11 protein-coding genes and 1 riboswitch are annotated in these 13055 nt (G+C 68.2%); of the genes, 3 read left to right on the forward strand and 8 right to left on the reverse strand.

Going from position 1 to position 13055, the window contains the following annotated elements; genetic code table 11:
• Window positions 1-193 precede the first annotated feature (193 nt).
• From ACIA8G_RS14255 to ACIA8G_RS14265, 3 genes are read right to left on the reverse strand one after another with little or no spacing between them, the layout of a single operon-like run.
• Entirely contained in the window at window positions 194-1174 is a 981-nt protein-coding gene (locus ACIA8G_RS14255; RefSeq protein ID WP_396418861.1) for an ABC transporter substrate-binding protein, read from the reverse strand.
• The gene (locus ACIA8G_RS14260; RefSeq protein WP_396418862.1) at window positions 1171-1911 is read right to left on the reverse strand and encodes an ABC transporter ATP-binding protein; all 741 of its coding nucleotides are present in this window, start codon (window positions 1909-1911) and stop codon (window positions 1171-1173) included. Before ACIA8G_RS14260 ends, ACIA8G_RS14255 begins: the two co-directional genes overlap by 4 nt.
• Window positions 1911-2933: a FecCD family ABC transporter permease gene (locus ACIA8G_RS14265; protein WP_396418863.1), complete on the reverse strand. Its 1023-nt coding sequence runs from the start codon at window positions 2931-2933 to the stop codon at window positions 1911-1913. The genes ACIA8G_RS14260 and ACIA8G_RS14265 overlap by 1 nt, the downstream gene beginning before the upstream one ends.
• 35 nt (window positions 2934-2968) lie before the next feature.
• A riboswitch (cobalamin riboswitch) is annotated at window positions 2969-3106 on the reverse strand.
• A gap of 24 nt (window positions 3107-3130) precedes the next feature.
• On the opposite strand from ACIA8G_RS14265, the gene ACIA8G_RS14270 reads away from it, so the two are divergent.
• Window positions 3131-3664, forward strand: coding sequence for a hypothetical protein (locus tag ACIA8G_RS14270; RefSeq protein ID WP_396418864.1), 534 nt, complete (start codon window positions 3131-3133; stop codon window positions 3662-3664).
• 118 nt (window positions 3665-3782) lie between these two features.
• Window positions 3783-4202 carry a YciI family protein gene (locus ACIA8G_RS14275; RefSeq protein ID WP_396418865.1) on the forward strand — a complete coding sequence of 140 codons (420 nt, stop codon included), beginning with the start codon at window positions 3783-3785 and terminating at the stop codon, window positions 4200-4202.
• Between the two features lie 56 nt (window positions 4203-4258).
• Here the strand turns inward: ACIA8G_RS14275 and ACIA8G_RS14280 are convergent, their stop codons facing one another.
• From ACIA8G_RS14280 to serA, 3 genes are all read right to left on the reverse strand, one after another.
• Window positions 4259-5296 (reverse strand): 3-isopropylmalate dehydrogenase, encoded by a 1038-nt coding sequence (locus ACIA8G_RS14280; RefSeq protein ID WP_396418866.1) that lies wholly within the window; start codon window positions 5294-5296, stop codon window positions 4259-4261.
• Window positions 5297-5590: 294 nt separating this feature from the next.
• On the reverse strand, window positions 5591-8863 hold the full coding sequence (locus ACIA8G_RS14285; protein ID WP_396419661.1) for a S8 family serine peptidase: 3273 nt from the start codon (window positions 8861-8863) through the stop codon (window positions 5591-5593).
• A 243-nt stretch (window positions 8864-9106) separates the two neighbouring features.
• Window positions 9107-10696: a phosphoglycerate dehydrogenase gene (gene serA / locus ACIA8G_RS14290; protein WP_396418867.1), complete on the reverse strand. Its 1590-nt coding sequence runs from the start codon at window positions 10694-10696 to the stop codon at window positions 9107-9109.
• A 254-nt stretch (window positions 10697-10950) separates the two neighbouring features.
• Here serA and ACIA8G_RS14295 point away from each other — a divergent pair, with 254 nt between their 5' ends.
• On the forward strand, window positions 10951-11664 hold the full coding sequence (locus ACIA8G_RS14295) for a hypothetical protein (RefSeq protein WP_396418868.1): 714 nt from the start codon (window positions 10951-10953) through the stop codon (window positions 11662-11664).
• Window positions 11665-11673: 9 nt separating this feature from the next.
• On the opposite strand, the gene ACIA8G_RS14300 is transcribed toward ACIA8G_RS14295, so the two are convergent.
• On the reverse strand, window positions 11674-11937 hold the full coding sequence (locus ACIA8G_RS14300) for a DUF397 domain-containing protein (protein WP_396418869.1): 264 nt from the start codon (window positions 11935-11937) through the stop codon (window positions 11674-11676).
• A gap of 87 nt (window positions 11938-12024) precedes the next feature.
• Window positions 12025-13038: a ketol-acid reductoisomerase gene (gene ilvC / locus ACIA8G_RS14305; protein WP_396418870.1), complete on the reverse strand. Its 1014-nt coding sequence runs from the start codon at window positions 13036-13038 to the stop codon at window positions 12025-12027.
• Between the last annotated feature and the right edge of the window lie 17 nt (window positions 13039-13055).

The raw sequence follows: 13055 nt of genomic DNA on the forward strand, positions 1-13055 counted from the left end.
CCGCGGGATGCGAGAGGTCTGCGCGTCGGGTGCCAGAGGGGCACTACCCGACGCGCTCGTCGATAATGATGGCGAGGTGCTGAGCCATGACGCGGATGCTGCCACAGCTCAGCACGACGTACCAAGTGCCGGGAGGAAATCTCCCACTATCTGGTCACGCTCAGTACTGCCGCACGCCTGGCAGTACTGAATCTCATACGCCGGCGAGGTACTTGGCGAAGGCCTCGATCGAGGCCGGGTTGCGCGGCGACTCGACCAACGCGGCGTACGGGAGAGCGAAGAAGCGCTTGTTCTTGATCGCCGGGGAGTTCGCCAGCCCGGCGAAGCCCTCCAGGAACGCCTGCTTCTGCGCGGGCGTGTTCGCCTCACCGTCGGCGTAGTCCACGATCAGCACGACGTCCGGATCGCGCTGCACGACGGTCTCCCAGTTGACCGTGGTCCAGCTGTCGTCGAGGTCGGCGAAGATGTTGTCGCCGCCGGCCTTCGCGATCACGTCCTGAGGCGCCGCGTTCTTGCCCGACGTGAACGGCTGGTCCTGCCCGCTGTCGTAGAGGAACACCTTCGGCCGCGGCTTGCCCGCCATGAGCTTGCCCGCGTCCTCGATCTGCCGCTGGTAGCCCTTGATCAGCTCCTCGGCCTTCGCCTCGACCCGGAAGATCTTCCCGAGGTTGCGCAGGTCGGTGTAGAGGGCGTCGAGCGCGGGCATGATGCCGCGCCGCTTGCCGACGCCGTTGCGGCACGCCTCGGTGAGCAGGTACGTCGGGATGCCGAGCTGCTTGAGCGCGTCCGGGGTGAAGCCGGTGCTCTCGCTGAAACCGTAGTTCCAGCCGGCGAACACGAAGTCGGCGTTGGCGCCCTGCACGACCTCTTTGGAGATCTTGTCGGACAGGTGCTTCACACTGTCGAAGTCGGCCTTCCACGGAGACGTGCGGACGTCGACGGTGTCGGTGCCGTCCACCACGTACCCGGCCATGCGGTCCTTGAGGCCCAGCGCGAACATCAGCTCGGTGATGCCGGTGTCGTTGGTGACCACTTTGGACGGCACCTTGTCGAACGTGACGTCCTGGCCGCAGTTCTTGACGGTCACCGGGTCGGACTTCGAGGTGTCCTGCGCGACCGTGGCGCCGCAGCCCGTGACGAGCAGCAGGGTGGCGACGGCGAGGGCGGTTCTCAAGGGGTGACCTCCTGGTCGAACAGGAGCTGGGGAACTCCCGTGGTGGGGTGGGTGACGACGTGCGCGGTGACGTGGAAGACCTTGGCGATCAGTTCCGGGGTGAGGACCTCGTGCGGGGTGCCGCCGGCGACGAGCCGTCCTTCGTCGAGCACGTACAACGTGTCGCAGTAGGACGCCGCGAGGTTGAGGTCGTGCAGCACGGTGATGACGGTCCTGCCGAGATCGCGCGTCAGGCGCAGCACGTCGATCTGGTGGCGGATGTCGAGGTGGTTGGTGGGCTCGTCGAGCACGAGCACGTTCGGTTCCTGCGCGAGGGCCCTGGCGATGAGCACGCGCTGGCGCTCGCCGCCGGACAGGCTGAGGAAGCTCCTGCCCGCCAGGTGCGAGGCGTCCACTGTGGCCAGTGCCTCGGCGCAGACGCGCACGTCCCTCGCCGGGTCGCGCTCGTGCGGCAACCTGCCCATCTCCACGACCTCGGCGACCGTGAAGTCGAACTCGACCTGCGACTCCTGGGTGAGGGCGGCCAGGTCCCTGGCGACGTTCAGTCGCTTGTGGACGTTCTCGCCGCCGACCAGCACGGCTCCCCCGGTCGGCTTCAGCGCCCGGTAGACGCAGCGCAGCGTGGTCGACTTGCCGCTGCCGTTGGGGCCGACGATGCCGACGACCTCGTTCTCCGCGCGGAAGGTGATGTCCTCGACGATGCCCTTGACGGTCACGCCGCGCAGTTCGACCAGCATCAGCGTCCTCCGAAGACGTAGGCCTTGCGGCGCATGAGGAACACGAAACAGGGCACCCCGAGCGCGGCGGTGATCACGCCCAGCGGCAGCTCTTCCGGTGCCGCCAGCAGGCGTGCCGCGACGTCCACCCAGACCAGGAAGCTGGCGCCCGCGAGCGGCACCAGCGGCAGCACCTTGCGGTGATCCGCGCCCACGACCATGCGCGTCAGGTGCGGAAGCATCAGCCCGACGAACCCGACGGCGCCGCTGACCGCGACCAGCACACCGGTCATGGCGGCGGTGATGAGGAACAGGTGGGTGCGCAGGCGTTGCACGGGCACGCCTAGCGTGGTCGCGGTCTCGTCCCCCATCGCCAACGCGTTGAGAGGCCGCGCCTTGGTCAGCAGGTAGGCGATGCCGAGTGCGGTCACCAGCGCGGCCACGGGCAACGACTGCCAACTGGCCCCGCCCAGACTGCCGAGCAGCCACAGCATGGCGGCGCGCGAGGCGTCACCGCGCGGCGCCTGGAAGACGAGCAGCATCGCGACGGCGGAGAACCCGTAGCCGAGCGCGGTGCCGGTCAGCACCAGCTTCAGCGGCGTTAGTCCGCGGTTCGTGCGTGCGGTGAGGTAGACGAGCACGCTCGCCGCCAGCGCGGTCACGAACGCGCCGAACGACATCGCGTAGACCCCGAGCGAGGAGAACACCCCGAGCGTCGCCACGGCGATCGCCCCCACGCTCGCACCCGAGGAGATGCCGAGCACGTACGGGTCGGCCAACGCGTTGCGCACCATCGCCTGCATGGCCACGCCGACGGCGGCGAGCCCGGCCCCGACCACGGCGGCGAGCAGCACGCGAGGCAGCCGGATGTCCCAGACGATGTGGTACTGCCCGGCGAGGTCCGCCGGAATCACCCCGCCGGCGATGGCGGCGTGCAGGAGTTCGGCTGTCTGCCCGAACGGAATGCTGACAGGCCCGAGCGCAACGCCCGCCACGATGCTGATGGCGAGCACGCCGACGAGCGCGCTGATCTTCGCGATCACTTGGTCCCTTCCCGCAATCCACGGCAGGAGTCGGAGCTTGTTGGACAGCCGTGTGCGGGTATTCGGGCTCGCCCCCGGTGATGGGGACCTACCGTTGCGGGTCAGCGCCGGATTTCGACCGGACTTCCCCCGTGCACGACGTCCGCACTGTAACCCGCGCTTGTGCACAAAATCGCCACCGAGGTCGTCTAGGTGACATGGACCTCGGTACCCGAAGACAGTTGAGGCGCGAGCGGTTGAGGCGCGAGCACGGCACCCCGGCGGCGACGATCTTCAAGGACGAGACCACCGCGGCCTGGATCGCGCTGGTCATGATCTGCGTGGGCGTCAGCGCCGGCAGCTTCGGGCACATGCCGATCGCCCACGCGCTGGAGCGGATCTACTGCACGCCCGTGGCCTGCGCGTCGCTGCCTCAGGCGCTGACCGGCTGGGCGATCGCGGTCGCGCCGCTACCGGTGTTCCTCTGGCGCCGCGACCTGGCCGTCTACCTGGGCCTGCTCCTGGTCACCTTCATGAGCACGTTGTTCGTCACGTCCAACCAGGACATCCCGGTCGAGATCAACCCGATCATCGACCTCTGGGTGCTGTCGCTGACCTACTTCGTCGTGGGCATGCTGTTCGTGCCGCTCAGCCTCGGGATCTCCCGTCTGGTCAGGCCGTCCCGGCGGGCGGTGGTGGTCGCCGCCCAGCACTGGCTCCTGCTGGCCGTCCTCGTCCTGTGGCTGGCGTGATCTGCGAAGGAAGAAAGTTCGAAAACTTCCGGGGTGTGCTGTCGATTCGGCATGCGGCCCGTTCGACCTGTGGATGCCAAGGGCCTGACGCGGCCCCCGGAACGCAGGGAGACACACCATGAAGTTCATGATGATCTGGCGCGCGACCGACGAGGCCTTCGCGAACATGGGCGAGTTCGACTTCGAGAAGATGCTGGAGACGGTCGGCCGGTACAACGACGACATGATCCGCGCGGGCGTGTTGCTGGCCGCGGAAGGCCTCTCCGACCCCTCCGAGGGCGTGGTCGTCGACTTCTCCACCGAGCCGCCGGTCGTCACGGACGGCCCGTACGGCGAGACCAAGGAGCTGTTCAACGGCTTCTACATCATCAACGTCGCCTCCAAGGAAGAGGCGATCGAGTGGGCCAAGCGCGCACCGATGACCGGGCCCGGCTTCAAGACCGAGATCCGCCGCGTTCCCACGATCGACGAGTTCCCGCAGGACAACGAGTGGATCAAGAAGGAGCGGGCGTGGCGTGAGTCCACCGGCCAGCTCTGAAACACCAAGGCCCGGCCGGAGTCTCCCGGCCGGGCCTTGGTACGTGCGAAGAAACCTCAGCCCGTGCGCACGTTCGACGAAACGAGCGCCGCGAGCCGGTCACCGATGGCGTAGGTCTGGCCAGGCGACTGGTGGTCACGGGTCGCCAGATCGAAGGCCACGGAGGCCTCGATCCGGCGGGACGACTCGTGCTCGCCGAGGTGGTCGAGCAGCAGTGCCACCGACAGCACGGCGGCCGTCGGGTCCGCGATGCCCTGGCCCGCGATGTCCGGTGCGGAACCGTGCACCGGCTCGAACATCGACGGGTTGCGCCGCGTCACGTCCATGTTGCCCGACGCGGCCAGGCCGATTCCGCCCGTGACGGCGGCGGCCAGGTCGGTCAGGATGTCGCCGAACAGGTTGTCCGTCACGATCACGTCGTACCGGCCGGGGTCGGTGACCAGGTGGATCGTCGCCGCGTCCACGTGCTGGTACGCCACCGTCACGTCCGGGTGCTGCAACGAGACCTCCTCGACGACGCGCGACCACAACGAGCCGGCGTGCGTGAGGACGTTCGTCTTGTGCACCAGCGTCAGGTGTCGGCGCGGGCGGAGTGACGCGCGGGCGAAGGCGTCGCGGACGACGCGCTCCACGCCGAACGACGTGTTGATCGAGACCTCGGTGGCGATCTCGTGCGGTGTGTCCTTGCGGAGCAGACCGCCGTTGCCCGCGTACGGGCCCTCGGTGCCCTCGCGGACCACCACCATGTCGATCTCCGGCGGGTCCGCGAGCGGGCTGCGGACTCCGGGGTAGAGACGAGCGGGGCGGAGGTTCACGTGGTGGTCGAGTTCGAAGCGCAGACGCAGGAGCAGACCGCGCTCCAGAATTCCGCTCGGCACCGACGGATCGCCCACCGCGCCGAGCAGGATCGCGTCGTGCTGGCGGAGCTCACCGAGCACCGACTCGGGCAACAACTCTCCCGTGGCGTGCCAGCGCGCCGCGCCGAGGTCGTAGCGAGTGATCTCGGCCGCCGGAACGACCTCGCCGAGGACCTTCAGGGCCTCAGCGATGACCTCGGGCCCGATCCCGTCTCCTGGGATCACTGCGAGCCGCATCCACACACCTCCCAGGTGTCAGTCCCCAATTAGTGGGACTACTTTCCTTCGCGAAAGGCTACCGGCAACGCCGCCACTCGCCGCATGCCGGACACCCCTTCGGGGTGTTCTCTCCCGTACTGCGGGACACCCACACGGCCCATTACCCACTTTCGTGTGTCACTCGACCGCAGTACAGCTGTCGCGTCAAGGGGTGACGGCCCCTGCTCACAAAAGTAACGCGGGGGCCCCGCGTTACCTCTGGGGTAACGCGGGGCCCCCGCGTGACGTCAGGAAACGTCGGAGGAGACGCTGCTAGTAGGCGGAGCCTCGTCCACTTGAGCGGACCGTGACGACCGACGCGCGATCGCCGTTGGCGTTGTGGTGGTTGAGCACCAGCAGGCCCTCGGACTTGTCTGCCTTCAGCGCCGCCTCGTCCCGGTTCACCACGAGCGCGGTGCCCGGCTTGGCGACGTAGGACAGCGCCGCGTCGCCGCCGCCCTGCACCCACAGACCCGGCTTGAGCGGGTCGAAGGACAGGTTGCGGTCGATGACGTCGACCAGCTTGTTCGCGTTGCCCGGCGCCGCGTAGTAGCCGCCGGTGCCGACGACGTACGAGATCCGCGACGTGTCCTTCGCCGGGTCGATGCCCAGTGCCGTGAGCAGCACCGGCAGGACCACGACGTTGGTGTCGGCGGTGTTCGTGTCCACATCGCCGAACTGGCCGTTGACCGCCTGGATGTCGACTTCCTTCTCCGTCTTGAGGTCGATCGTCGTCGCGACCAGCAGATCGGTGTCGGTCAGGCGGGTCGCGAACGTCTCGAAGTCCGCGGTCCCGTCACCATCCACGTCGATGTCGACGAACGGGATGGTGTTCATGCCGAGGTTGTACCAGTTGCCCCACGTCGCGACACCGAACGCGAGCAGCGACTCCTCCGGCTTGCCCTGGGCCTTGGCGAGCGGGGCCGTGGAGGCCGCGCCGACGTAACGCAGGTCGCCGCCCTTGGCGGTCTCGTTGAGCGCGCAGTTCTCGGTGACGTTCTTGCGGCAGTCACGCAGCTTCGGCGACTGGGCCTGCAGTTCGAGGACGCTGACCAGCGAGCGGTAGGCCTGCGTGCCCGTGCCCTGGTCGACGCCGCGGCCGGTCAGGTTGAGGACCGCCTGCTTGTCGTTGCCGCGGAAGCGGAGGCTGTCCGCGGTGTTGATGTCCGCGACCGGCTTCGGCGCCGCGTAGACCGACAGGCGCAGCGGAACCGTGGCACCGGCGGTCGGCGTGAGCGTCACGCGACCGGAGGCGTCCGCGAGGAACTGACGCGGCGTGTCGAGCTGCGTCGGCGCGACGGTCGAGTCGACCGTCTTGCGCAGCGCCTTGGGGTCGTCGATCTTCAGGGTGACCTTGACGCGCGCGACACCGCGCGGGCTCAGCTTCACCTTGTCCTGCGAGAGCACGTAGCTCACACCGGGGATCGACGTGGCGGCCGTGTAGCCGACCTTGTACTCCACCGACTTCGTGGACTTGTTGACGATCTTGATCGTCTTGGTCTTCGAGACCGGCTTGGCGACCTCGACGACGCCGAAGTTCGCGCTCACGTAGCCGTTGTCCTCTTCGACGTACGCGAGGACCTGGTTGTCGATCGCGGCCTTGCCGTCGACGCGGCCGGTGCCGACCCGGTTGGGCGCGAAGGTCTTGCCGTTCTCCTTCACGTCCGCACCGGCGGTGTTCATGATCGAGGCCTTGACCTCTTCCAGCGACCAGTCCGGGTGCGCCTGGCGCACCAGGGCGGCGATGCCGGCGACGTGCGGGGACGCCATCGACGTACCGGAGATCACCAGGCGGTCGTTGCCGGAGCCGACGGCCGTCGAGGAGATCGTGTCACCGGGAGCCGCGACGTCGGGCTTGATCGACCCGCTGCGCGTGCCACGGCTGGTGAACGCGCTCGGCGTGTCCGAAATGGACTGCTCGTACGTCGGCACCGTGGTGCGCAGGGAGCCCGCGAGGCGGACGGTCAGCGTGCCCGCGTCCAGCAGCGGACGCACCTGGCTGGTGGCGTCGCCGGTGAACTGGAAGACCGGGATGGTCGCGTTGCCGGCGATGCCCGCGTTGAAGTTGTTCAAAGTGGACGAAAGCACCACGCCCGCCGCACCGGCGGCCTGCGCGTTGTTGGTGCGGCCGCCCGAACCACAACGGCGCGTCGAGTCGACGTCGTCCCATTCCAGCCACACGTACTTGCCCGCGAGAGCCTCGGTGATCGGCTGGCAGCCGTCGAGGTTGCCCGCCTGGGTCAGCTTCACGACCGGCAGCGTCTTGTCGTAGGTCAGGTAGCCGGTGAAGTTCTGGCTGTACTGGCCGGGCTTCGTCTGGCCGTTCGCCACGGCACCGTCGCGCAGCACGAACGAGTCACGCGTGGACGCGACGGTCAGCGCCTCGGGCGTGTTGCCCGGCGAGCCGCCGATGTCGTAGAGGTCGCCGCCGTTGCCCGCGGAGAAGACCGGCATGACGCCGACCTTGTACAGCTTCTTGACGAACAGGCTGTCCGGGTCGTCCGGGGCACCGTAGTCGCTGCCGAGCGACAGGTTGACCACGTCGAGGTGGTCGGAGAAGTCGCCGTCGCCGTCGGGGTCGAGCGACCAGTCGAGCGCCTGCGAGGTGACGTTGGTCGAACCGTCGCAGCCGAAGACCTTCAGCGCGTAGATCAGGGCCTTCGGCGCGGTGCCGGGGCCGATCTTCATCGCGTTGAGCTTGTCGGCGTCGAGCTTGGTGTAGTCACCCTTGAACGTGCTGCCGTCGGCGTTCTCACCGAAGCCGGCCGTGGTGCCCGCGACGTGCGAGCCGTGGCCGTTGCAGTCGATCGGGTTCGCGTCCGGCTTCGGCGTGTTGATCGCCGGGTCCTTGCTCTCCCCGTCGTAGTCCTCGCCGACGAAGTCGTAACCGCCGACGACCTTCGCGGTCGGGAAGTTCGGGTCCTTCGCACGCGGGTCGACGGCGCGGAACGCGTCGACCGTGCCGGGACCACCGAAGTTCGCGTGCGTGTAGTCGACGCCGGTGTCGATGATGCCGACCCGGACGTCGTCGCCGAGCTTGCCGTACTGCGTCCAGACGTTCAGCGTCTTGGTGAGCTGCACGGCGTTGGAGTTCTGGCGCTTCTTCGGCACGACCGGGTACACCGCGACGACGTCCGAACGGTTCGCGAGCTCGCGAACCTTTGCGGCGTCGGCGTTCACGACCACGCCGGGCACGCCGTTGGACGTGCGGTAGAGCTCCTTGGTGCCGGCGTCCGCGGTCTTGAGCTGGCCGACGACCTGGTCGACCGCGGCCGACGTGTCGTTCTTGGCCTGCTTTGCGGCCTGCTTCTGCGCTTCCTTGCCCTGGCCCTGCTTCTCCTCGAACGCGTCGACAGCGGGCTTGCGGTCGAGCGCGACGAACGCGGTGACCTTGCCCGCCTTGTCCAGACGCGGAGAAACCTTGAGATGCAACGCTTTCGCGTCCAGCCCGGGTGCACCCTTCACCGGCTGCGCGAGCGGTTCGCTCTGCGCCGAAGCCGTAGCGGGTGCGATCAGCAGTGTGGTGATGGCAGAGAACACCACCAGACTCGATCGTCTCTTCACAACGTTGCCCCAACCGAGGTGTGTGCCTTCGACCCGAATGAAAACTGCGCCGTGCCCTCTACGGCACCGGGTCAACCTCGTGGGGAACCTAATCGCTGACCGTGTCTCTCGGATTGCCCCGAAAGTATGAATGTGGTCTACAGATAGTGGCCTGTTACGCGTTCGTTGTGAACTGCGATAGTCACGGGAAGGGGACTTTGCTGTCCCCCTCCCGGTTTGTCGTGACTATCCGAAGTCGACAGAGCGGACGGTGCGCGCTCCCACGGCGGCACCGATCGGGTCGAGCACCGCGGTGTCCACCGGACGGTCCACCCGCAGCACCATGACGGCGTCCTCGCCGGTCTGGCTGATCTGCGCGGCCTCGATGTTCACGCCGGCCTCGCCGAGCAACGTGCCTACCGTGCCCATGACACCCGGCCTATCCGGGTACTCCAGCAGCAGCACGGTGCCTTCGGCCCTCAGGTCGAAGTTGCGGCCGTTGATGTTCACCAGCTTCTCGACCTGGGCGATGCCGCTGATCGTGCCGGAGACGCTGTTGCTGGTGCCGTCCGCGTGCACGGCCTTGACCGTGACGAGGCTGCGGTGGTTCGGGCTCTCGGTCTCCTTGACCAGCTCGACGCTGACGCCGAGGTCCTCGGCGAGGCGCGGCGCGTTCACGAACGTCACCTGCGAGTCGACGACCTTGGTGAAGACACCGCGCAGCGCCGCGAGCGGGAGCACCTGCACGTCCTCATTGGACAGTTCGCCGCGGACCTCGACGGTGACGCTCGTCGGGGCCTTGGGCGACAGTGCACTGAGGACGGTGCCGAGCTTCTGCACCAGCGGCAGGTACGGGCGGACCTCCTCGCCGACCGCACCACCCTGCACGTTCACCGCGTCCGGCACGAAGTCGCCGGCCAGGGCGAGGACGACGCTCTTCGCGACGTCCGTGCCCGCGCGGTCCTGCGCCTCGCTGGTCGACGCGCCGAGGTGCGGCGTGACGACGATGCCCGGCACGTTGAACAGCGGGCTCTCGGTGGTGGGCTCGGTGCTGAAGACGTCGACACCGGCGCCGCCGACCTGCCCCTCCTTGACGGCCTCGGCGAGGGCTTCCTCGTCGATGAGGCCACCGCGGGCGGCGTTGACGATGATGACGCCGCGCTTGGCCTTGGCCAGCTGCGCGGCGCCGATGAGGCCCTTGGTCTCCGGCGTCTTCGGCAGGTGGATGCTGATGGCGTCGGCGCGCTCGAGGAGCTCTTCGAGGCTCACCAGCTCGATGCCGAGCTGGGCTGCCCGCGGCGCGGACACGTACGGGTCGTACGCGATCAGCTCGACGCCGAACGCGGCGATGCGCTGCGCGAACAGCTGGCCGATCTTGCCGAGGCCGACGACGCCGACGGTCTTGCCGTTCAGCTCCACGCCGTTGAACTTGCTGCGCTTCCACTCGTGGTTCTGCAGCGTCGCGTGCGCGGCCGGGATCTGGCGCGCGACGCTCAGCAGGAGGGCCACGGCGTGCTCGGCGGCGCTCACGATGTTGGACGTCGGGGCGTTGACGACCATCACGCCGTTGGCGGTGGCCGCGGGAACCTCGACGTTGTCCAGGCCGACGCCCGCGCGGGCCACGACCTTGAGCTTGCGGGTGGCGGCGAACACCTCGGCGTTGACCTGGGTGGCGGACCTGACGAGCAGGGCGTCCGCGTCCGCGACGGCTTCGAGAAGGGCCGGGCGGTCGGTGCCGTCTACATGGCGCACTTCCACACCGTCACCGAGAGCGTCCAAGACGGACGGCGCGAGCTTCTCGGCGATGAGGACAACAGGTCGGCTCGTGTTGGTCACGGACATCGCTCCCAGGAACGGTCGGATCGTGGGGCGCGGGCGTGGTCGGGGGCGGCTTGCCCGCGCCGACCGGGCACCGCAATGTGTCCGGACTGTTAACGAGCATAGTCAGGGGACTCGCGCAGGGCTTGTGGCGGGTGGCTCAGGTCACCGCGGTGTCCTGAGGTGTGGGACGACGTTTGCGCTCGTTTCATCGGGCAGGAGCTGATAAACGCGCGTGCGGCGGGGGCCCGAGCGGTGTCAGCCTGTCCCACGTGAGCTCCCCTGGGTCGACCTCCGTCCACACCGCCGCGGCGCGGAACAACGCCGAGTGGTGCGCTGCGGTCTGCCGCTCCCACGGCATCCCGACGATCTTCAGCGAGACGGCCTGGCACAGTGCCCACCGCACGCCGCTGTACTACCCGGACGCTGTCACTCTGCGCCCTGACGCGGGCGACTTCCTCCACGAGCTCGACACGGCCTCACCGGGGTGCTCGATCAAAGACAGCTTCGCCACCCTCGACCTCACGTCGGACGGCTTCGTCGAAGTGTTCACCGCCCAGTGGATCCACCGCCCAGCTGGACTGTCCACACCGCGACCGTCGGCTCCACGCGCCGAGCGGGTCTCCACGGCCGCCCACCTCCGTGACTGGCAGGCCGCCTGGCGCGACGACGAGGACACCCCGGACGTTTTCCGGCCGGCTCTGCTGGCGGACCCGTCCGTGCTGGTGCTGGCCGTGCACGAGGGCAAGGACCTCTGCGGAGGCATGATCCTGAACCGCGGCGCGGGACTGGTCGGCGTTTCCAACCTGTTCGCCGTCGACGGCGGCGACACCTCCGCGGTCTGGACGTGCGCTCTCACCGCGGCGGCTGATCACTTCCCCTGGCTGCCCCTCGTCGGCTACGAGCGCGGAGACGACCTCGCGCCCGCCCTGGCCAACGGCTTCACGGTGCTCGGCCCACTGCGCGTCTGGCTGCACCGCCCCTGAGAGCGAGGCTCACCAGGGCTCGTCGAACTCCCCGTCCTTCGCACCGGCCACGAACGCGTCCCACTCCGCCATCGTGAAGGTCAGCACCGGCTCGAGCTGCTTGGAGTTGCGCATGGCGACGTAGGTCTTGCCGTCGGTGTGCTCGACGAAGGCGATCTCCACGTGGCCGTCCTCCGGTTCCGGCTCCGGCGGGCGCTTCCACTCCGCGTTGCGGAGGTCCAGGTTCCCGCGCACGTGGGCCTTGTCGTCGTAGATCGGCGCGCTGTCACTCATGCGAAAGAAGCTAGCGGATGATCAAAAACAAGCGGAAAGGCCCGCAGCGCGTCACACACGCGCCACGGGCCTCCCTTGAGGAAAGACTCAGGCGGTCTCGGTGATCGGCCGGTCGACCCACGACATCATGTCGCGGAGCTTCTTGCCGGTTGCCTCGATCGGGTGGTTCTCACCCTCCTGCTGCAGCTTCTTGTAGTTGGCGCGGCCGTTGTCGTCCTCTGCCACCCACTCGTTCGCGAAGGTGCCGTCCTGGATCTCGCCCAGGATCTTCTTCATCTCCTCCTTCACCGCGGGGGTGATGACGCGCGGGCCGCGGGTCAGGTCACCGAACTCGGCGGTGTCGGAGATCGAGTAGCGCATGCGGGCGATGCCGCCCTCGTACATGAGGTCGACGATGAGCTTGAGCTCGTGCAGGCACTCGAAGTACGCGACCTCGGGGGCGTAGCCCGCCTCGGTCAGCACCTCGAAGCCGGCCTGGACGAGAGCCGACGCGCCACCGCAGAGGACGGCCTGCTCGCCGAAGAGGTCCGTCTCGGTCTCTTCCTTGAAGGTCGTCTTGATGACGCCGGCGCGGGTGCCGCCGATGCCCTTGGCGTAGGACAGCGCGAGGGCCTGGGCGTTGCCGGAGGCGTCCTGCTCGACGGCGATGAGCGCCGGGACGCCCTTGCCGTCGACGAACTGGCGGCGCACGAGGTGGCCGGGGCCCTTCGGGGCGACCATGGCGACGTCCACACCGGACGGTGCGGTGATGAGGCCGTAGCGGATGTTGAACCCGTGACCGAAGAAGATCGCGTCACCCTCGTTGAGGTTCGCGGCGATCTCGTTCGCGTAGATGTGGCGCTGGGCGGTGTCCGGCGCCAGGATCATGATCACGTCGGCCCACGCGGAGACCTCGGCCGGGGTGCCGACCTCGAGGCCCTCTTCCTCGGCCTTGGCACGGGACTTGGAGCCCTCCTGCAGGCCGATGCGGACCTCGACGCCCGAGTCGCGCAGGGACAGCGCGTGGGCGTGGCCCTGGCTGCCGTAGCCGATCACGGCCACCTTGCGGTCCTGGATGATGCTCAGGTCGGCATCGTCGTCGTAGAAGATCTCGACGCTCACAGTGTTTCCCTCTTTCT

The sequence above is a fragment of the Lentzea sp. NPDC051213 genome (assembly GCF_044455585.1).
In the GTDB taxonomy this organism is placed as follows: domain Bacteria; phylum Actinomycetota; class Actinomycetes; order Mycobacteriales; family Pseudonocardiaceae; genus Lentzea.